The sequence below is a fragment of the Cryptosporangium sp. NPDC051539 genome (genome assembly GCF_044454545.1).
Lineage (GTDB): Bacteria > Actinomycetota > Actinomycetes > Mycobacteriales > Cryptosporangiaceae > Cryptosporangium.
In genome coordinates this window covers 1-19,985 of record NZ_JBITDV010000016.1, presented here as the reverse complement: position 1 = coordinate 19,985, position 19,985 = coordinate 1, and the positions used below count along the sequence as shown (strand labels likewise).

18 protein-coding genes and 1 pseudogene are annotated in these 19,985 nt (G+C 70.5%); 18 read left to right on the top strand and 1 reads right to left on the bottom strand.

The window, feature by feature from the left end:
* The first annotated feature begins 44 nt into the window (after positions 1-44).
* The 18 genes and pseudogenes from ACIBZJ_RS37910 (at position 45) to ACIBZJ_RS37825 (ending at position 18,337) form a co-directional block, all read left to right on the top strand.
* Positions 45-791, top strand: a complete 747-nt coding sequence (locus ACIBZJ_RS37910; protein WP_395938462.1) for a hypothetical protein — start codon at positions 45-47, stop codon at positions 789-791.
* A 45-nt stretch (positions 792-836) separates the two neighbouring features.
* Positions 837-1,691, top strand: a complete 855-nt coding sequence (locus tag ACIBZJ_RS37905) for an Fpg/Nei family DNA glycosylase (RefSeq protein ID WP_395938461.1) — start codon at positions 837-839, stop codon at positions 1,689-1,691.
* 211 nt (positions 1,692-1,902) lie between these two features.
* Positions 1,903-3,474, top strand: coding sequence for a sugar transferase (locus ACIBZJ_RS37900; RefSeq protein ID WP_395938460.1), 1,572 nt, complete (start codon positions 1,903-1,905; stop codon positions 3,472-3,474).
* 17 nt (positions 3,475-3,491) lie between these two features.
* Positions 3,492-4,706: a sensor histidine kinase gene (locus ACIBZJ_RS37895; protein WP_395938459.1), complete on the top strand. Its 1,215-nt coding sequence runs from the start codon at positions 3,492-3,494 to the stop codon at positions 4,704-4,706.
* Complete coding sequence (locus ACIBZJ_RS37890; RefSeq protein ID WP_395938458.1) at positions 4,703-5,440, top strand: LytR/AlgR family response regulator transcription factor; 738 nt, start codon at positions 4,703-4,705, stop codon at positions 5,438-5,440. Before ACIBZJ_RS37895 ends, ACIBZJ_RS37890 begins: the two co-directional genes overlap by 4 nt.
* 1 nt (position 5,441) lies before the next feature.
* On the top strand, positions 5,442-5,816 hold the full coding sequence (locus tag ACIBZJ_RS37885; protein WP_395938457.1) for a cofactor assembly of complex C subunit B: 375 nt from the start codon (positions 5,442-5,444) through the stop codon (positions 5,814-5,816).
* Positions 5,816-7,528 (top strand): cation acetate symporter, encoded by a 1,713-nt coding sequence (locus tag ACIBZJ_RS37880; protein WP_395938591.1) that lies wholly within the window; start codon positions 5,816-5,818, stop codon positions 7,526-7,528. The genes ACIBZJ_RS37885 and ACIBZJ_RS37880 overlap by 1 nt, the downstream gene beginning before the upstream one ends.
* A gap of 186 nt (positions 7,529-7,714) precedes the next feature.
* A complete protein-coding gene (locus ACIBZJ_RS37875) occupies positions 7,715-8,512 on the top strand; it encodes a class I SAM-dependent methyltransferase (RefSeq protein ID WP_395938456.1) in 798 nt (265 codons plus the stop codon).
* Between the two features lie 12 nt (positions 8,513-8,524).
* Positions 8,525-9,112: a DoxX family membrane protein gene (locus tag ACIBZJ_RS37870; protein WP_395938455.1), complete on the top strand. Its 588-nt coding sequence runs from the start codon at positions 8,525-8,527 to the stop codon at positions 9,110-9,112.
* 155 nt (positions 9,113-9,267) lie between these two features.
* Positions 9,268-9,606, top strand: a pseudogene (locus ACIBZJ_RS37865) (DUF485 domain-containing protein); the annotation flags it as partial.
* Positions 9,607-9,791: 185 nt separating this feature from the next.
* The gene (locus ACIBZJ_RS37860) at positions 9,792-11,495 is read left to right on the top strand and encodes a cation acetate symporter (protein WP_395938590.1); all 1,704 of its coding nucleotides are present in this window, start codon (positions 9,792-9,794) and stop codon (positions 11,493-11,495) included.
* Positions 11,496-11,627: 132 nt separating this feature from the next.
* Positions 11,628-12,605 (top strand): NAD-dependent epimerase/dehydratase family protein, encoded by a 978-nt coding sequence (locus tag ACIBZJ_RS37855; protein ID WP_395938454.1) that lies wholly within the window; start codon positions 11,628-11,630, stop codon positions 12,603-12,605.
* 138 nt (positions 12,606-12,743) lie between these two features.
* Positions 12,744-13,889 (top strand): LCP family protein, encoded by a 1,146-nt coding sequence (locus ACIBZJ_RS37850; RefSeq protein ID WP_395938453.1) that lies wholly within the window; start codon positions 12,744-12,746, stop codon positions 13,887-13,889.
* A 204-nt stretch (positions 13,890-14,093) separates the two neighbouring features.
* Entirely contained in the window at positions 14,094-14,642 is a 549-nt protein-coding gene (locus tag ACIBZJ_RS37845) for a hypothetical protein (protein ID WP_395938452.1), read from the top strand.
* A gap of 10 nt (positions 14,643-14,652) precedes the next feature.
* Positions 14,653-14,997 carry a rhodanese-like domain-containing protein gene (locus ACIBZJ_RS37840; protein ID WP_395938451.1) on the top strand — a complete coding sequence of 115 codons (345 nt, stop codon included), beginning with the start codon at positions 14,653-14,655 and terminating at the stop codon, positions 14,995-14,997.
* A gap of 81 nt (positions 14,998-15,078) precedes the next feature.
* Complete coding sequence (locus tag ACIBZJ_RS37835; protein WP_395938450.1) at positions 15,079-15,909, top strand: glycerophosphodiester phosphodiesterase; 831 nt, start codon at positions 15,079-15,081, stop codon at positions 15,907-15,909.
* An 18-nt stretch (positions 15,910-15,927) separates the two neighbouring features.
* The gene (locus ACIBZJ_RS37830; protein ID WP_395938449.1) at positions 15,928-17,442 is read left to right on the top strand and encodes an ATP-binding protein; all 1,515 of its coding nucleotides are present in this window, start codon (positions 15,928-15,930) and stop codon (positions 17,440-17,442) included.
* 40 nt (positions 17,443-17,482) lie between these two features.
* A complete protein-coding gene (locus ACIBZJ_RS37825; RefSeq protein WP_395938448.1) occupies positions 17,483-18,337 on the top strand; it encodes a DUF5926 family protein in 855 nt (284 codons plus the stop codon).
* On the opposite strand, the gene ACIBZJ_RS37820 is transcribed toward ACIBZJ_RS37825, so the two are convergent.
* On the bottom strand, positions 18,324-19,538 hold the full coding sequence (locus ACIBZJ_RS37820) for an arginine deiminase (RefSeq protein WP_395938447.1): 1,215 nt from the start codon (positions 19,536-19,538) through the stop codon (positions 18,324-18,326). The two genes, ACIBZJ_RS37825 and ACIBZJ_RS37820, sit on opposite strands and share 14 nt — an antisense overlap.
* Between the last annotated feature and the right edge of the window lie 447 nt (positions 19,539-19,985).

Genomic DNA, 19,985 nt, shown 5'->3' with positions numbered 1-19,985 from the left:
GTCGTGTCGCGTCACCAGCCGAATGTTCGAGCGTTGGGCCGGGCGTGCGGCGGACGAACCAAGACACCCGCCGAGCGGTCGCGGTCGGCGCCCTCGGAGTGCTCGCCGTGTCCGCGTTCCTGCTCGGCGCCGCCCTCGCCGGACCGGGACCGGTGGCGTCGCACGTGACCGGGCCGAACCGGGCCCCGGGCCGGGCCGCCGCCGCCGAGCGGCCGGCCGAGGCCGACGACGTGTCACCCGCCGCGGCCAGCGGCCCCCACGAGCCCGCGACGACGCCGGGTCCGCCGCGGCCGTCCGAGGGTCCCCTGACCGTCACGGTCAGCGCGTCCGACCTGGCGCCGAGCACCGGTCAGGACGTGCGGCTCCGGATCCGGTGGCGCGACGGCAGCGGGCGCTACGCCGGGCTGACCGAGGACTGGGGCGACGGCACCGCCTCCAGTTCGCTCCGAGCCGTCTCCTGCCGCGGTGCTCCCGGTGCCCACCGCGGCGACCTGGAAAGCACCCACCGCTTCCCGGCCGGCCGGTACCGCGTCCGGATGAGCGTGACGACGGCCGACTGCCACGGCCGGACCGAGACCCGGGCGGGGGAGATCGTCCTTAACGTCGGCTCAACCGAGCCGGCACCGGTCGACGTGGACGAGACCGGGTCGCCGACGGCGTCGCCGGAGCCCCAGGTGGTGCCGCAGCCGGTCGAAACGCTCCCCACCGAGCTCCCGGCCGTGCCGACGGACGCGCCCACGCACCTCATCCGTACCGGCGAGGCCGAGCGCACCGATTCGGACACGCCGTAGGGGTCCGCGCGCGGTGAGTGGATTCGCGCGGGCAGACTGGGGTACGTGCCCGAGCTTCCGGAGGTCGAGGCGCTCGCCGCGTACCTGCGCGAGCGTGCCGTCGGCCATGCCATCACCAGGATCGACGTCGCCGCGATCGGCGTATTGAAGACGTACGACCCGTCACCGATGTCGCTGCACGGCGCGATGATCACCGGCGCGACCCGGCACGGGAAGTTCCTCGACCTCGACGTGGACGGCATCCACCTGGTCACCCACCTGGCGCGGGCCGGCTGGCTGCACTTCCGCGACAAGCTGCCGCCCGCACCGCCGAAGCCCGGCCGGGGGCCGATCGCGCTCCGCGTCCACCTCGACGACGAGTCGGGGTTCGACCTCACCGAGGCCGGCACCAAGAAGAGCCTCGCGGTCTATCTGGTGCGCGACCCGTCCGAGGTGCCGGGGGTGGCCCGGCTCGGCCCGGACGCGCTGGCCGTCACCGAAGACGAGTTCGCCGAGCGGATCCGCTCCCACCGCGGCCAGATCAAGGGCGTGCTCACCGACCAGACCGTCATCGCCGGGATCGGGAACGCCTATTCCGACGAGATCCTGCACGTCGCGAAGCTTTCGCCGTTCGCTCTCGCGTACCGCTTGAGTGACGCGGACGTCACTCGGTTGTACGGTGCTCTTCGTTCGGTCGAGACCGACGCTGTCGAACGCAGCATCGGCCAGGGTTCCGCGACGCTGAAGGCGGAGAAGCGTTCGGGACTGCGGGTCCACGCTCGGACGGGGCTGCCGTGCCCGGTCTGTGGCGACCTGGTGCGCGAGGTGTCGTTCGCCGACCGGTCGTTGCAGTACTGCCCGACTTGTCAGACGGGCGGCAAGCCTCTCGCTGATCGCAGAATGTCCAAGTTGATCCGATGAAGTCCGTGTTCAGTCCCACCAGCCACCCGCGTCCCTGGTTTCGCACCGGGAGAAGGAGCGCTACCGTGCCCTATCTGAGGGGCGACCGGAGTGGGGAGTGGACCTTCGTGCGGTCGGAGCGACTGTCGTGACCCAACGCGCTGAGCGAGCGGCCGCGGCACCCATACCCCCGTCCTCGGCTTCCCCCGGAAACCCTCAACGGAATGGCCGCATGCAAGACGTCGTCGCTGCACCGCCCGCCGCCGCCCCTCCGACCACCTCGGCTGCGCCGGTGGACGCGCCCGAAGCGGTGGTGAACGCGCTGGCGCCGAGCCTGGAGAGCAGACTGGCACTCGAGCCGGGCGGCGTGCAGCGCTCGCCCCGCACGCGCAGCGGCCCGCGCCAGCCGCGCTGGGCCTTCCGCTACCGCCTGCTGCTCCTGGCGCTCGACTTCCTGAGCTGCTCGGCCGCCGGCTGGACGGTCATCAACAGCTACGACCAGGCCGGATCGGGCTTCTTCGACCGTGACGTGCTGAACTGGGTCGGGCTCGGCATCCTGCCGCTGGCCTGGGTCTTCTCGCTCTGGGTGCACGGTGCCTACGAGAGCCGGTACCTCGGCCTCGGCCCGGACGAGTTCAAGCGGGTCTTCAAGGCGATCATCTCGCTCACCGCCGTCGTCTGCTTCCTGGCCTTCACCCAGAAGGCCGACCTGTCCCGTCTGTCGGTCGGCACCGTGCTGCCGCTGACCGCGGCGGTCACGCTCGCCGTGCGTTTCATCGCCCGCAAGACGCTGCACGTCGTCCGTAAGCGCGGCCGCGCCTCGCAGCGCATTCTTCTGGTCGGGACGCTCGGCGAGGCGTTGTCGGTGTACCGCATCACCACGCGCAACCCGAACGCCGGGCTGGTGCCGGTCGGGATCTGCCTGACCGAGCCCACCGGTGAGCGGGCCGCGCTGCCGATCCCGGTGTTCAACGGCAAGGTCGAACCGCTCGACCGGGTACGGCAGGTCGGCGCCGACACGATCGCGGTCTGTGGTGCCCGTGGCGTCACCCCGGACGCGCTGCGCCGGCTGGCCTGGCAGCTGGAGGGCAGCGGCATCGAACTCGTCGTCGCGCCCGCGCTGACGAACATCGCCGGCCCGCGGGTGCACATCCGCCCGGTCGAGGGCCTGCCGCTGCTGCACGTCGAAGAACCGACGATCTCTGGCGTCGGCTGGCTGCTCAAGGGCCTGTTCGACCGGCTCGCGGCGTTCTTCGGCCTGCTGCTGATCTCGCCGATTCTCGGTATCGCGGCGCTCGCGATCAAGATCTCCGACCCGGGCCCGGTGTTCTTCCGCCAGGCCCGCGCCGGACGCGGCGGCACGACGATCCGGGTCTGGAAGTTCCGGACGATGTACGTCGACGCCGAAGAGCGCCTGGCCGAGCTGCTGGGCAGCAACGAGACCGACGGCTTGCTGTTCAAGATGGCGAACGACCCGCGGATCACCCGGGTCGGGCACTTCCTGCGCAAGACCTCGATCGACGAGCTGCCGCAGCTGATCAACGTCCTGCTCGGCGAGATGTCGCTGGTGGGTCCGCGGCCGCTGCCGGTGAAGAACGAGCAGTTCAACGGCGACAGCCGGCGCCGCATGCTGGTGCGGCCGGGTATCACCGGGCTCTGGCAGGTCTCCGGGCGCTCGAACCTCTCCTGGGAGGACGCGGTCCGGCTCGACCTCTATTACGTCGACAACTGGTCGCTCGCGTTCGACTTCATGATTCTGTACAAAACTCTCTTTGCCGTTCTGAAGAGCGACGGCGCCTATTAGTTCGCCAGAATGGGCGGATGAGCAACGCCGCTCCGATCACGACGACTCTCGTTCTCGTCGTGCTGGCCGCGGTGTCACTCGGCGTGGTCGTCGTCTTACGTTCGCGTAAACGGCGGGTGATCGCGACCCCGACCCAGCGGGCGACCTACCAGGTGCTGCACGTCGCCAGCCTGGCCGCGCCGCCGCTGCGGGCCGGGCTGACCGAGGCCACCGCGACCAAGGCCGTGCGTCCGTTGCACCAGTTGCTCGGCGGTCCCGCGCTCGGGCTGGTCGCACCCGACCGGGTGCTGGCCTGGGAAGGCCCGGGGGAGCACCACGCGCCCGCCGTGCTCGAGGCCCTGAACGGACCCACCGGGCGAGTGATCGCGCTGCACGCCGACGATCTGCCGTGCGACCTGCTCGAATGCCCGGTCCGCGGTGCGGTGGTGGTGCCGCTCTCCACCGGTGAGGAGATGGTCGGTGCGCTGGTCGCGGTCGTCGATTCCGATCCGGTTCCCGGGCTGGTCCGCGCCGCGGTGGAGACCGCCGAGTGGGTCTCGGCCCAGCTGGCCTTCGCCGAGCTGGACGCGTCCCGCGAACGCCTGGCCGAGGCCCAGCTCCGCGCGCTGCGGGCACAGATCAGCCCGCACTTCATCTACAACGCGCTCTCCGCGATCTCGGCGCTGGTGCGCACCGACCCGGAACGGGCCCGTGAGCTCATCGAGGAGTTCGCCGAGTTCGTGCGGTACAGCGTCCGGGCGCACGGCGAGTTCACGACGCTGGCCGAGGAGCTGCGCTCGATCGACCGCTACCTGCTGATCGAGCGGGCCCGGTTCGGCGAACGGCTCCAGGTTCGCTTGCAGGTCGCCCCCGAGGTGCTGCCGGTCGTCGTCCCGTACCTGTGCCTGCAGCCGCTGGTGGAGAACGCGGTCCGGCACGGGCTGGCCGGGAAGGCCGGCACCGGGACGGTCAGCATCGTCGCGACCGACGCCGGGGCCGAGTGCCTGATCAGCGTCGAGGACGACGGCGTGGGAATGGACCCCGACCAGCTGCGCCGACCGGCCGCGGACGAATCACCCGAGGCGAAGAACGCTCACGTCGGGTTGACTAATGTGGACGACCGGCTGCGTTCGGTGTTCGGCCCTGCCTGCGGGCTGGTCGTCGAGACCGCGCCGGGAGCAGGCACCAAGGTGAGCATGCGAGTTCCGAAGTTTCAGCCCGGCGTGCGAGTGGTGAGTGGGTGGGCCTCGTGAAGTTGCGCGTGCTCGCGGTCGACGACGAGCCGCTCCAGCTCGACGAGCTGGCCTACCTGCTCCGCGGCGACGCCGGGGTCGGCGAGGTCGTCACCGCGGGCGACACCACCGAGGCGCTGCGCCAGTTGCGCGACCGGGGATTCGACGTCGTCTTCCTGGACATCCGCATGCCCGGCCTGGACGGCATGGAGCTGGCCCGGGTGCTCGGACGGTTCGCGTCGCCGCCGGCCGTGGTGTTCGTCACCGCGCACGACGATCGGGCCGTGGACGCGTTCGACCTGGGCGCCGCCGACTACCTGCTCAAACCGGTACGCGCGGATCGCCTGGCCGAGGCGGTGCGGCGGGCGGCCCGGGTGAAGGCCGCGCCCCAGCACCGGGAGGAGCCGGTTGCCGACGACGTGATCCCGGTCGAGCTCGCCGGCACCACCCGGATGCTGCCGCGCTCGGCCGTGCGCTGGGTGGAGGCCCACGGCGACTACGCCCGGCTGCACACCTCCGACGGCAACCACCTCGTGCGGGTGCCGCTCTCGCTGCTGGCCGAGCGCTGGGCCGACGCGGGGTTCGTCCGGATCCACCGGTCGTACCTGGTCGCGCTGCGGGTGATCGCCGAGCTGCGGCTGGGATCGAGCGGCTACGTCGTCGTGGTCGACGGGCGCGAGCTGCCGGTCAGCCGCCGGCACACCCGCGAGCTCAAGGACCGGCTGGTCCGGGCCGCGAAGACGGGATGGCGCTGACGTGGAGGAGACGACCCGCCCGCAGCGCGTCCGCATCGTGCTGGGAGACCAGCCCCAGGCCGGCCGCAAGCAGGTGGTCCGGGCCGAGTTCGACCAGCAGACCGGCGTCGGTGAAGTGCTCGTCCGCGGGCTGGTCCGAGCGCAGCTCGGCCTCGCGGTGCGGATCGCCGCGCTGGTCTCGCTCTCGCTCGGGTCGCTGCCGCTCCTGTTCGCGCTGTTCCCAGCGCTCGGCGACGTGACCGTGCTGGGTGTGCGGCTGCCGTGGCTGCTGCTGGGAGTGGCCGCGTACCCGGTGTTCGTCGTGGCGGGCTGGATCTACACCCGGGGCGCGGAGCGCAACGAGAGAGACTTCGTCGAACTCGTCGAACGGTCGTGATGAACCCGACGGGGCTGGTCGCGGTCGTCGCGGTCACGCTGGCGACGATCTCGCTCGGCCTCTACGGCGTCCGGCTGGCCCGGACCACCAGCGACTTCCTGGTCGCCAGCCGCGCGGTGAGCCCGACCTGGAACGCCGCCGCGATCAGCGGCGAGTACCTGTCGGCCGCGAGCTTCCTCGGCATCGCCGGTCTGGTGATGAAGAACGGTCTGGACATGCTCTGGTACCCGGTCGGCTTCGCGGCCGGGTACCTCGCGCTGCTGCTGTTCGTCGCCGCGCCGCTGCGCCGGTCGGGGGCCTACACGCTGCCCGACTTCGCCGAAGCCCGGCTGCGCAGCCCCCGGTTACGGTCGCTGACCACCGCGTTCGTCGTCTTCATCGGGTGGTTCTACCTGGTACCGCAGCTCCAGGGTGCGGGCCTCACGCTCGGCACGGTGACCGGGGCGCCGTACTGGGTCGGTGCGGTCGGAGTCGCGATCGTCGTGACGACGAACGTCGCCGGTGGGGGGATGCGCTCGATCACGTTCGTCCAGGCGTTCCAGTACTGGCTGAAACTGACCGCGATCGTGTTCCCGGTCATCGTCCTGTTGACGGCCTGGCAGCACGACCAGCGTGCCGACCTCGCCCCGCCGGGCGCACCGACGTTCCGCGCCGCGACCGACGTCGAGGTCCGGACGCCGGTGCGGGTGCAGGTCGCGGAACCGGTGTCGGTGCGGATGGACGGCTCGATCGACGGCGCCGACCGCGACGGTACGGTTGCGCTGGGCGTCGGCGAACACGAGATCGGGCCCGGCACGATCACGTTCCCGGCCGGCGCGCCGGTGCCCCACCTGGTCGGCCTCGCCGCTCGCGAAGGAGCCTCCTGGTTACGCCCGTCGACCACCGGCGAGACCGCGCTGTTCGGCGTCTACTCGCTGATCCTGGCGACGTTCCTCGGGACGATGGGCCTGCCGCACGTCCTCGTGCGCTTCTACACCAACCCCGACGGCGCGGCCGCCCGCCGCACGACGCTGGTCGTGCTCGCGCTGCTCGGCACGTTCTACCTGTTCCCGGCGATCTACGGCGCGCTCGGCCGGATCTACACGCCGGAGCTGTTCATGACCGGCAACACCGATGCGGTCATCCTCGTGCTGCCCGGCGCGATGCTCGGTGGCGTGGCGGCGCCGCTGGTCGGCGGCCTGGTCGCGGCCGGTGCGTTCGCCGCGTTCCTGTCCACCGCGTCCGGGCTGCTGGTCTCGATCTCCGGCGTGCTGGCGACCGACGTCTTCGGGGCCGGCCACACCGACTCCGGCCGGTCGGTGGCCGCCTTCCGCTGGGCCGCGGTGGTGGCCGGTGTGGTGCCTACCGCGCTCGCGCTGCAACTGCACGGCTTGGACGTCTCGCAGGTGGTCGGGCTCGCGTTCGCGGTCGCCGCGTCGAGCTTCTGCCCGCTGCTGGTGCTGGGAATCTGGTGGCGCGGGCTCACCGACGTCGGCGCCGCGGCCGGGCTCCTGGTCGGTGGCGGTGCGGCCGCCGTCGCGGTGCTGCTCGCCGTCGCCGGCCCCCCGTTCACCGGGTGGCCGGCCGCGCTGGTGGCCCAGCCGGCCGCCTGGACCGTGCCGCTCGCGTTCGCGGTCATGGTGACGGTCTCCATGCTGACTCGCCGACGCATTCCGTCGGACGTAGGGGCAACTATGCTTCGTCTGCACGCGCCAGAGTCTTTACGTCACTGATTGTCATCGACAATCTACGAATTGTTATCGACGCTCCACGATCTGCCGGATCGTTTCGAGTAATTGCCACCTGTACCCCAAAATGGAGTTCTCGGTCCGGGGCAGCCTCTTCCGCACCGCGGCGAGCAGACGCTATACCCGAACCATTCACGTCGTGGCGACGCGCGACCCGAGAGGACGGGAACAATGCACCGTTTCCGCGATGCCACCCAGGGTGGATCCGTGCGGCGCACCGGCCGTTCCCATCTGTCCGAGGGGATCCGCGCGCAGCACGATCCGATGACCGCCGGGCTGCCCTGGTACGGCTGGCTGTTCGACCGGATCCTCGCCCACACCCCCGACGTCGCGGCGGTGCTCGAGGTCGGCGCGGGCGCGGGCCTGCTCTGGACCTACAACTACGACCGGCTGCCGATGGCGTGGTGGGTCTGGCTCACCGACCTCTCGCCCGACGTCGTGACCGAGCTGCGCAACGCGGTCGACGGCGCGCCGCAGGTCACGGTGACCCAGGGGGAGTTCGTCGACCTGCCGCTGGGTGACTCGGCGTTCGACACCGTGGTCGCGAACTACCTGCTCGAGATGACCGACGACCCGTCGCCCGCGCTCGAGGAGTTCGAGCGGGTGCTGCGTCCGGGTGGCTCGATCCTGCTCGCGGCCGACGGCCCGACGCACCTGATCGAGCTCGACCGGCTGCTCGCCGGGCGGGTCGAGGGCTGGCGTCCGCTGGACGTGCCGCGTTACCACCTCGGCAACGCGACGACGATGCTGACCGACCGCTTCGCCGGCGTACGGATGGAACGGTTCTCCGAGGGCTTCCGGCTCGCCGACGCCGATGCGGTCGTCGGGCTGCTGATCGCGGTGTGCGGCGCGCAGCTCTCCGCCGCGCACGCCGCCGAGATCCGCGCCGAGGTGGCCGCCGTGATCGAACGTGACGGCCATTTCTCCCTGACCACCGATACCGGCCTCTTCCACGGCACGGCTCGCTGAGGAGAAGCGCCGGTGGGTGCTTCAACTGCCCGGTTCGCGGGCATCCTGGTGGGCATGACTCCAGTACGGTTCGCTGCCCGGGCGTTGCTGGGCTACACGTTCGTGCGCGGCGGCTACTCCGCGCTGCGCAAGCCGGGCGAGTCGGCGGATGCCGTCCGCCCGCTGGTGGAGCGCGTCTCCACCCGGTTCCCGCAGGTACCGAAGGATCCCGCGACCATCGTCCGGGCCACCGCCGCCGCGCAGATCCTGGCCGGCGCCGCGCTCGCGACCGGCCGCGCACCGCGGCTCTCGGCGCTCCTGCTCGCCGGCACGCTGATCCCCGGTGGGGGCCTGCTGCCGCACCGCGGCGACGCGACGCCCGAGACCAAGGCCCGCCAGCGCGCCGAACTCGAGAAGAACCTCGCGGTACTCGGTGGCCTGGTGCTGGCCGCGGTCGACACCCAGGGCCGCCCGAGCATCTCCTGGCGCGCCCGCCGCGCGGCCAAAGACGCACGGAAGGCCACCGAACACGCGGCCAAATCCGCCCGCAAGACCACCAAATCCGCGCGGAAGAGCGCCGAGCAGGCGGCGAAGTCGGCCCGCGAGAAGCTCCCGGTTTGAGCTCCGGGTAATCCACCGACCGTCCGGCGCTGTGACGTACACCACTGAGCGCACCTCGGCAACCGCTCATCGCAGCGAGCTGCACACGGAGCGTCCGGAACGGTCAAGCACCCTTAGCGTGCGGGCACCCCATCGACCTCAGGGGAGGTGCCCGCATGTCCACCGATGTCCATCAGACGGACGCCGAAATTCCCGACGAGCGCGGCCGACGAGCCGTCGCGACCCAGGCGAGCGACGACTTCGCCGAGCTCCGCCACACGATCCGCCGCTTCATCTTCCCGATGACCGCGGCGTTCCTGGTCTGGTACCTGCTCTATGTCGTGATGTCCGCCTACGCGCGTGACTTCATGGGCACGAAGGTCGCCGGGAACATCAACATCGCCTTCGTTTTCGGCGTGTTGCAGTTCGTCTCGACGTTCCTGATCGCCTGGCTGTACTCCCGCTACGCGGCCCAGCGGTTCGACCCGCTGGCCGAGCGCATCAAGGCCGAACTCGACGCCGAGGCCGGCCTGGCCGCGCCCGCCGCGTCCGAGCCGGTCGCGCCCGCGCCGGCGTCGGCCGTCACTGAGCCGCCGGCCGCCACTGAGCCGGCGGCGAGCACGACGGCCGCTACGGAGCCGGCGGCGACCGCACCGGCCTCGACCGAGCCGGACACGGACGCGGAGGCCAAGAAGTGAGGATCGAAACGTTTCTCGCCGCCGAGGCGAGCGGTACCAGCTCCGGCGCACGGACGCTGACGATCGTCCTGTTCCTGATCTTCGTCGCCGCGACGCTCGGGATCACGATCTGGGCCAGCAGGCAGACCCGGACCGCCACCGACTTCTACGCCGGTGGACGCGGTTTCTCCGGGTTCCAGAACGGACTGGCGATCGGCGGCGACTACATGTCCGCCGCGTCCTTCCTGGGCATCGCGGGCATCATCGCGCTCTACGGCTACGACGGCTTCCTCTACTCGATCGGGTTCCTGGTCGCGTGGCTGGTCGCGCTGCTCCTGGTCGCCGAGCCGCTGCGGAACTCGGGCCGGTTCACGATGGCCGACGTGCTCTCGTTCCGGATGCGCCAGCGTCCGGTGCGCACCGCGGCGTCGCTTTCCACGATCGTCGTCTCGATCTTCTACCTGCTGGCGCAGATGGTCGGTGCCGGTGCGCTCGTCGCGCTGCTGCTGGGCATCAAGCAGGGTGAGACGTTCCTCGGGATGACCGCCGACACCGCGAAGATCCTGACGATCGTCCTGGTCGGCGCGCTGATGATCGTCTACGTCACGATCGGCGGCATGAAGGGCACCACCTGGGTGCAGATCGTCAAGGCCGCGCTGCTGATGACCGGCGCCGCGCTGATGACCGTCCTGGTGCTGTGGAAGTTCAACTTCAACCTCTCGTCGCTGCTGGGCCAGGCGGCCGAGAAGTCCGGCAAGGGGACGGCGTTCCTCGAACCGGGCCTGCGCTACGGCGTGGACACCGCCGGAGATGCCGGCAAGACGCTGACCAGCAAGCTCGACCTGATCAGCCTCGGTCTCGCGCTGGTGCTCGGTACCGCCGGTCTGCCGCACATCCTGATCCGCTTCTACACCGTGCCCACGGCGCGAGCGGCCCGGACGTCGGTCAACTGGGCGATCACGCTGATCGGCATCTTCTACCTGATGACGCTCGCGCTCGGCTTCGGTGCGGCGGCACTGGTCGGCGGCAAGGCCATCGCGGCTCAGGACGCGGCCGGCAATACCGCCGCACCACAGTTGGCCGAGGAACTCGGTAAGGAGTACTGGGGCAACAGCGGCGGGGCGATCCTGCTCGCGGTCATCGCCGCGGTCGCTTTCGCCACGATCCTCGCCGTCGTCGCCGGCCTGACGCTCGCGTCCAGCTCCTCGCTGGCGCACGACTTCTACGCGAACGTCGTCAAGCGTGGGCAGGTCAGCGAGCGGCAGGAGGTCAACGTCGCCAAGATCGCCGCGTTCGTGATCGGCGCGATCTCGATCGTCCTCGCGATCTTCGCCCAGCAGCTGAACGTGGCGTTCCTGGTCGCGCTGGCGTTCGCGGTGGCCGCGTCGGCGAACCTGCCGGCGATCCTGCTCTCGCTGTTCTGGAAGCGGTTCAACACCACCGGAGCGACCGCCGGTATCTACGGCGGTCTGATCGCCGCCGTCGTGCTGGTGTTCTTCTCCCCGGTGGTCTCCGGCAAGGGCGTCAGCCCGACGACCGGCAAGAGCCTGTCGCTGTTCCCGGCCGACGTCGACTTCCACTGGTTCCCGCTGGACAACCCCGGTCTGGTCTCGATCCCGATCGGGTTCGCCTGCGCGATCATCGGCACCTACCTCTCCAAGGAACGCGACGAGGAGAAGTGGGCCGAGCTCGAGGTCCGGTCGCTGACCGGGTCCGGGGCCGTCTGACCAACCTCCCCCCAGCCGCCGACCGGCCCTCCACCCCTCCGGGCCGGTCGGCGGCCTCTAGGTCTGACCTCTGACGTCGCTGGGTACCCTTGCTGGAACCACAGCTGACACACCCGGGGCGGTCGCACGCAGATGGCACAGCGGTACGGAACCGGCTACCGGACTTTGCTGACCGGGGGTGCCGGATTCGTCGGCTCCCATCTCTGCGACGCGTTGCTCGCACGGGGTGGCGAGGTCGTCGCGGTCGACAACTTCGTCACCGGCAGCCGCCAGAACGTCGCACACCTGATCGACGAGCCGAGGTTCACGCTCGTCGAGGCCGACGTCGCCGAGGGCATCCCGGTCAGCGGCCACTTCGACGCCGTGCTCCATTTCGCGTCGCCGGCGTCCCCGACCGACTTCGAGAAGCTCGCCTTCGAGGTCATGAAGGTCAATTCCGCGGGGACGTTCCACTGCCTCGACATCGCCCGCGAGCAGGGTGCCCGGTTCGTCATGGCGTCGACGTCCGAGGCGTACGGCGACCCCGAGGTGCACCCGCAGCCGGAGTCCTACCGGGGCAACGTCAACCCGGTCGGCCCACGCTCGGTCTACGACGAGGCCAAGCGGTTCGGTGAAGCCGCGACGGCCGGCTACCGGCGCATCTACGGCGTCGACACCGGCATCGTCCGCATCTTCAACACCTACGGTCCGCGGATGCGCCCCGACGACGGACGGGCCATCCCGACGTTCGCGTCGCAGGCGCTGGCTGGTGCACCGATCACGGTGCACGGCACCGGTGCGCAGACCCGGTCGATCTGCTTCGTCTCCGATTTGGTCGACGGCATCCTCGCGATGCTCGACTCGGACCAGCCGGGCCCGATCAACCTGGGCAGCGAGCACGAGCTGACGATGCGCGAGCTCGCGGAGACGATCGCCGGGCTGGCCGGTTCCGGGTCCACGATCAGTTACCTGCCCCGCCCCACCGACGACCCGGAACTGCGCCGGCCAGACCTCACCCGAGCCCGCGAGCTGCTCGGGTTCGCTCCGTCGGTCGGCCCGGCCGAGGGGCTGCGCCGCACGCTCGACTGGTTCGCCGAGCAGACTGTCCGGTCTCCGACCCTAGGTCTCTGAGCTGGGGTGATGCGGCAGGTGGCGAGAGCAGAACGTCGTCACCACAACAGTTGCGCTCGACGTCCGTCTATACGCTGAATCTTGTCCGATACCGACGAGAACACGTAAGACGACCCCCCACAGCGAGGAGCGAACCCCGTGGCGCGCACCGAACCCCCCGCGTCGAAACCACGCGTCACGCGCGGCAACGTCTACGGCTCGAAAGGCGTGTACGGCACCCCCGGCGGCGCCGGCACCACTTACGCTCCCGGCGGCCCGCGGAAGAACAAGCCGCGCTGGGGCCGCATCGTGCTCGTCGTCGGTGGCGTAGTGGCCCTGATCGTGCTGCTGGCGGCCGGCTGCGGCCTGGCCTACATCAGCAACCTCGACGACAAACTGCACCGCACCGACGCGTTCTCCGGCCTCGGCGACCGGCCCGGCAAGACCGTGGACGGCACCCAGAACATCCTGTTCCTGGGCTCGGACTCCCGCGACGGCGGCGCCTACGACCCGAAGGCGAAGCCGAACGCCAAAGAGGGCACAGTCAAGAACGAGCGCAGCGACGCGATCATGGTCCTGCACATCCCGAAGGACCACAAAAAGGCGTACCTGATCTCGATCCCCCGAGACACCTACGTCTTCGTGCCCGAGCTGAACGGGCACGGCGGCCAGAAGGCCAAGATCAACGCCGCGTTCGCCTGGGGCGGTATCCCGCTCACCGTGAAGACGGTCGAGAACTTCACCGGCGTCAAGATCGACCACGTCGCCAAGATCGACTTCAACGGCTTCAAGGCGATGACCGACGCGGTGGGCGGCGTCGACGTGACCGTCGACAAGACGGTCAAGGACCCGCGCAGCAAGCGGACGTTCAAGGCCGGCGTCAACCACCTCGACGGCAACGCCGCGCTCGACTACGTCCGCCAGCGCTACGGGCTGCCCCGCGGTGACTTCGACCGCGTGCAGCGTCAGCAGATCTTCCTGCGGGCGCTGGCGCAGAAGGCCACCGACACCGGCACGCTCACGAACCCGGTCAAGCTCAAGAAGTTCCTCGACGCCGCGACCGAGTCGCTCACCGTCGACAACGCGTTCTCGCTCAAGGACATGGCGCTGGAGTTCCGGTCCCTGCGTCCGAGCGACATCTCGTTCATCACCTCGCCGCACCTGGGCTCGCAGAACGTCGACGGGCAGAGCGTCGTGGTCTCCGACAAGGAGAAGGCGATCGGGCTCTGGAGCGCGGTGGAGAAGGACGACGTCGGCGACTGGCTGGCCGCCAACCCCGGGAACAACGCAACCCGCGGTAGCTGACCGTGACAGGGGCCCACGTACGTGGGCCCCTGTCGGTTCAACTAATCAACCGAACGCATCGACAATTCGGGCGTTCGCCTAGCTGAGCCCAGCTAACTGCCAGATGTCTCAGCGAAAGCTGTACTCGCCGTTACCCGATTCGTTACAGTACTGCCGTCCTGGCAAGCAGCTGACAGTCGCCTGAGAGGACGAGCGAAGTCAATCGTGGGTAGGCACGCGAACGGCGATACGCCGACCGGAGTTCTTTTCACCAAGCCTGACGACCCCAAGTTCCGACGGGCTGCAGGTGGACGGAAGACGGGCAAGATCCCTCGGATCGCGCCCTCGGCCGATACCGGGTTCCTCCCGGCCACGGCGGCCGCTCCCTCGTCCGACAGCACCACGGTCATCCCGGCCCAGCGCCGTGAACCCGCGATGGCCGGCACCGCCCCGGCGCCGCGGGCCGCCGTCCGGGTGGCGATGGCGCCCCCGATGCCGCGCAGCGCCCCGCCGATGCCGGCCACCCCGCGCTCCGGCCCCCCGAGGCCGATGGGCCCCGGCCCGATGCAGCGGCCCGGCCCGATGGAGCCGCCGACGGTGCGGGTGCCCAGCAGCCTGACGAAGGTGCAACTCAGCCTCCCGATGTGGACGAAGGTCTGCCTGGTGCTCGGCGCCGTGCTGCTCGTCGTCGGGTTCGGCGGTCTCGCCGCCTCCTACGCGATGGGCCAGCAGGCCGATCCGAGCAGTGCGGGCAGCGAGCTCATCCACCGCTAAAGTCGGCGCCATGGTGCAGCCGCTTCCCGCCGATGTCCCCGACGTCCGCCCCGACTCGATCGGTGACGACGTCTATCTGCTCGACGTCCGCGAGCCGGACGAGTGGGACGCCGGGCACGCACCGCACGCCCACCACATCCCGATGCGGGAGATCCCGGGCCGGCTCGCCGAGGTGCCCACGGTCGGCGACGTGATCGTGGTCTGCCGCGTCGGCGGGCGCTCGGCCCAGGTCGCCGCGTACCTGGTCGCCCAGGGCTGGGAGAACGTCGCGAACCTCGACGGCGGCATGCTCGCCTGGGAGGCCTCCGGCCGCTCGGTCGTCGCTGACACCGGGCTACCGGCCCGCGTGCTGTGAACCGACCCGTTAACCAGAAAATGACCTAGCGTTTCCGTTCACCGCTAGGTCTGGCTCGCCTGCTCGGTTTATCTTTCCTCCGTGCACGTCGGCGGCCCACTCGTCGTGGCCCATCGCGGTTCTTCATATCTGCTCGCCGAACACACCCTGGCGGCCTACGAACAGGCCCTCGCCGAGGGGTCGGACGGGCTCGAGTGCGACGTCCGGCTGACCCGCGACGGGCACCTGGTCTGCGTCCACGACCGTCGTCTGGAACGGACGTCCGACGGACGCGGAGCGGTCAGCGACCGGTCGTTGCAGGACCTGCATTCGCTCGACTTCGGTGCCTGGAAGGTCGAGCTGCCGGACTCGGCCGACGCACTCGTCTACCCGGTCGACGACAAGGTCAGGGACGCCCAACGGCGGGTGCTGACGTTCGACCGGCTACTCGAACTGCTCGTGGACTCCGGGCGGAAGGTCCAGCTGTACGTCGAGACGAAGCACCCCACCCGGTGGGGAGGCCTGGTCGAGCAACGGGTCGTCGCGAGCCTGCGCCGGTTCGGCCTGCTCGACGAGGCCCGGACGCCCAACCTCGAGACGTCACGGGTCGTGGTCATGTCGTTCTCGCCGATGGCCGTGCGACGCCTGCGCGAACTCGCGCCGTCGCTGCCCGCGGTGATGCTCTTCGACGGGCTCCCTCGGCTCTACCGGGAAGGCACGCTCCCGTTCGGAGCGACGATCGCCGGTCCGGGCGTCCACGTGCTGCGCTCGCGGCCCAGATTCGCGGAGCGGATCCACGCCGCGGGCAACAAGCTCTACGTCTGGACGGTGGACGAGCCCGAGGACATCGAGTTCGTGACGAGCCTGGGCGCGGACATCATCGCGACGAACCGTCCGGCCCGCCTGCTCGACCACCTGCGGCGCACGACCTGACCGTGTTCGATGGAGGGCATGCAGCTACCGCCACCGAACGCGGCCGAGGCGTTCCGGGCGGTCACGCGGATCATCGACGACATCGCGGGCCGGCCGGTCGAACAGCCGGCGCTCCGGCGGGTGCTGGACGCGCTCGCGCAACTGGTCGGCGGCGTCGGCGCCGCGTTCCTGCTCACTGAGCCCGGCGCGCTGCGCATCGTCGCGACCAGCGAGCGGCTGGGCGGGCTGGCCGGCCGCCGGTTACCGCTCTCCGGATCGTCGTTCACGCGGCTGTTCGGCAGCGCCGACCGGACGATCGAGTTCCCCCGCCGGGACGCCACCCCGGTGGTCCGCGACGATCTGCGCGAATACGAATGCAACTGGATCCTGATGACGCGGGTGGCCCGCCGGTTCGGTCCGCTCGGCGCGCTCGCGGTCGCGCTCGACGCCCCCCGCGACGAGGGCCACGAGACCGAGCGTGCCGTGCTGGAGTGTCTGGCGTCCGGGCTCGGCGCGCTGGCCGTGATGCGTCCGGACGCGCTACCCGAGCCGATCGGCACGGTCGCGGCCGCGGTGCCCGAGGGCCTCGCGGTCGTGGATGCGGCCGGTCTCGTCCAGGCCTGGAACCCGGCCGCCGAGGAGATCACCGACGGCATCGCCGGGAAGATGCTCAACCAGCCGCTGCCGTTCGGGATCCCGGTGCCCGGCCAAGTCCGCCGGCACCGGCTGAACAACGGCCGCTGGGTCGAAGCGCGGTGCGCCGCGCTCGACGCCGCCCGCCGCGTCGTCACGTTCTACGACGTCAGCGAGGCCCGGCAGGCCGACGAGGCGCAGAACCTGTTCCTCGCCACCGCCAGCCACGAGCTGCGCACCCCGCTGACGATCGTCCGCGGCTACGCGGAAACGCTCGTCACCCGCTGGGACCAGCTCGACGACGGCGGCCGCCGTGCGGCCGCCGAGGTCATCGTCGCCCGCAGCAGGCAGCTCGCCGTACTCGTCGACCGGCTGCTCAGCGGCGACCGCGCGGTGGGAACCCGACCGGCTCCGACGAACGCGTTCGACCTGCGGTCGGCGCTGGCCTCCGCGCTGGCCTCCGCACCGGCGAGCGAAGCCGGTCATCGGCTCCGGACCCGCATCCCGGCGACGCTCCCGGCCGCGGTCGGCGAGCCCGACACGATCCCGACGATCGTCACCGAGCTGCTGACGAACGCCTACAAGTACTCGCCGGACGGCGGCGAGGTCGACGTGCTGGCCGGCTCCGACGGTTCGGCGGTCTGGTTCCGGGTGGCCGACCGCGGTATCGGCGTCCCCCTCGATCAGGTCGAGTCGGTGTTCAGCCGGTTCTGGCAGGTCGACCGGGGTGATCAGCGCCGATTCGGCGGCGTCGGACTCGGGCTGTACATCATCCGGCAGCTGCTCGACCGACAGGGCGGATGGGTGTCGCTGCGCCCCCGCGAGGGGGGCGGCTCCGTGGTCGAGGTCCGTCTGCGCCGCGCCGAGGATTCTGACCGAATCCGGGTGGACGGGATCGAGGCGCGGGACGCGGCGTCGTAGGCTCGCTGCCGACCCAGGTGTCAGCAACGAGGAGTGGGACGTGGGCAAGCGGGGACGCCGCGGCGAGCGGCGTGAAAAGACCAGGGACGTCTTCGTCGGGCGTCCGTTCGAGGGGTTGGCCGGAGAAGCCGAGTGGGTGGCGCTGCGCGAACTCGTTCCGGCGGCGACCGCACCCCTCAAGCTCGCCGAGCACCCCGATCGGCCGGTGATCCTGACGACCGTGCTGCCGATGGCGCTTCCCGCGCTGGTCAAGCCGGACGGCCGGATCTTCCTGTCCGTGCAGCTGCCGGCTCGGTCGGGAGACCTCAGCCGTGACCTGGCGGCGGTACTCGAAGACACGCTCCAGGTCGAGCCGGGCAACTACGTCGGCGCGGCCGGCCTGCCCGGGCCGGGGCCGCGGCTGCAGGATCTGCTCGCCGACAGCGGGGCGCTCGACGTCACCGTCCACGACACGTTCGACTACTGGCTCGACGACCCCAGGCCGGACGACCCCGAAGTGACGTCGAGCCTCGAGCAGGCGAACGCGTCGATCCTGCCGACCGTGGCGGTGCCTTCGGCACCGGCCGCCTACTGGTGCCAGGTCACCGAGAAGGCGCACCTCCGATGGGTGCTTCCCGAACCGGAAGACACGGCTCTGGACGCGCTGGCGCGGCTGCAAGCCGCGGGTGACCTCGCGCTCGGTTCCACCGGCCGGTACGTCGGCGCGTTCCGGGCCCACGGTCTGCTCGCCCCGGTCTGGGACCTGCCGCGCGAACCGGAGGCGGCCGAGTACGAGCAGCCGCTGGCCGACCTGGCCAAGCGCTACGCCGACGCGGTGGCGGTGACCGACCCGTTGAGTGCGGCCGAGCGCCGGGCCCGTGACGGCCTGCGGGGCCGGCAGCTCACCCTGCGCTGAGCGGGTCCCGCACGATCGGGCAGCTCATGCACCTGGGTCCGCCGCGGCCGGAGCCGAGCTCGCTGCCGGGGATCCGGATCACCTCGATCCCGGCGTCCTCGAGCTGCGCGTTCGTCTCGACGTTGCGCTCGTAGGCCACGGCGAGCCTGGGTGCGAGGCAGAGCGTGTTGTTGCCGTCGTCCCACTGTTCGCGTTCGGCGGTGACCGGGTCGAGGCCGGTGGGGATGACGCGCAGGCGCTCCAGCCCCATGGCCTCGGCCGCCGCGGTGAGGAACGTCGTCGGCCCGGCCACGTTCGGCTCGCCGTCCTCGCCTCTGGTCAGCCGGTAGGCCATGAGCGTGTCGGCGACGGCGGGATAGGCGACGACCGCGTCCAGGTCGACCATCGTGCAGACGGTGTCGAGGTGCATGGTCGCGCGCTGCTGAGCAATGGGGACGGCGAGCACCGTGTGGGTGCCGCCCTCGGTGTCGGCGAACAGCCGCGACGCCAGGCGCTCGGCCCCGGCGGGCGTCGTCCGCTCGCCGACGCCGACCGCGACAACGCCCGGGGCGAGCAAGAGGACGTCGCCACCTTCGAGCGGCTCGAGCTCACGGCCGTACAGGGTCGGGGAGCCGGCGAACCGGGGGTGCCAGCGGTAGATCGTCCCGGTGATTGCACTTTCCCGGAGGCGGGCAGGCATCGCCATGCTCGTCACCGTGGCCGCGTCGCGGATCCACACGCTGGAGTCACGGGTGAAGAGCGTGTTGGGAAGCGGGTCGAGCACGAAGTCGAGCTGATCCATCAGGCGGTAGGTGAGCCCGGCGCCGTTGCGGAGCTCCTCGTGGGCCAGTCCGGAGATGACCACCTCGGCGAGGTGTTCCGCGTCCAGGTCGTCGAGGTACGCGGCGACCCGACGTCGGAGCGTGTCGCCCCAGCGGCGGTCGGCCAGCAGTACCTCGGTGATGTCCTTGCGTGCTCCCGGATCGGCCAACGCCTCGGCGAGCAGTCGATCGACGTAGAGCACCTCCACGTCGTGCGCCCGGAGCGCCTCGGCGAACGCGTCGTGCTCTTCCTGTGCTCGGGCAACCCACGGGATGCCGTCGAAGAGCAGTGATCCGTTGTTGCGGGGGGTGAGCCGGCGCAGCTCCGGACCGGGGCGGTGCAGCATCACCGTGCGGAGCCGTCCGACTTCGCTATCGACGTACGGGCGTAGGTCAGCCATCCCCGAAGGCTATCCACAGGAGACCCGCACCGCCCTGAGCAGCCGATTTGCAGATCGCTACGGCGCCTGCCTAAAGTTCAACCCGTCGCCGGGAGCGAATCGCAAGATTCACCAGCGCGACGCGGATCGGAAACCTACAGCAGTAGAAATCTGGTCCGGATCGGGCGGTTGCGGAAGCACCCCAAAACTTCTTCGAAGTTCGGGGTTGACGAAGCGAGACCGACCGAGCTAGGTTGGAGGGGTTGCTGCGGGCGGAGCGGCGCGGACGATAGTCCAGCGCGACGCGAATCCGACCGAGTGCAGCCAACCAAGAAGAAGCAAGCCCCAGCGAAGCCTTAGCGGGCGGGTCTGATGCGCGTGTGTTGTTTGAGAACTCAACAGTGTGTTTGAAAGTTAGTGCCAGATGTTTTACCTCGTGCCCACGGTTGTGGGTTCAAGGTTCCTTTG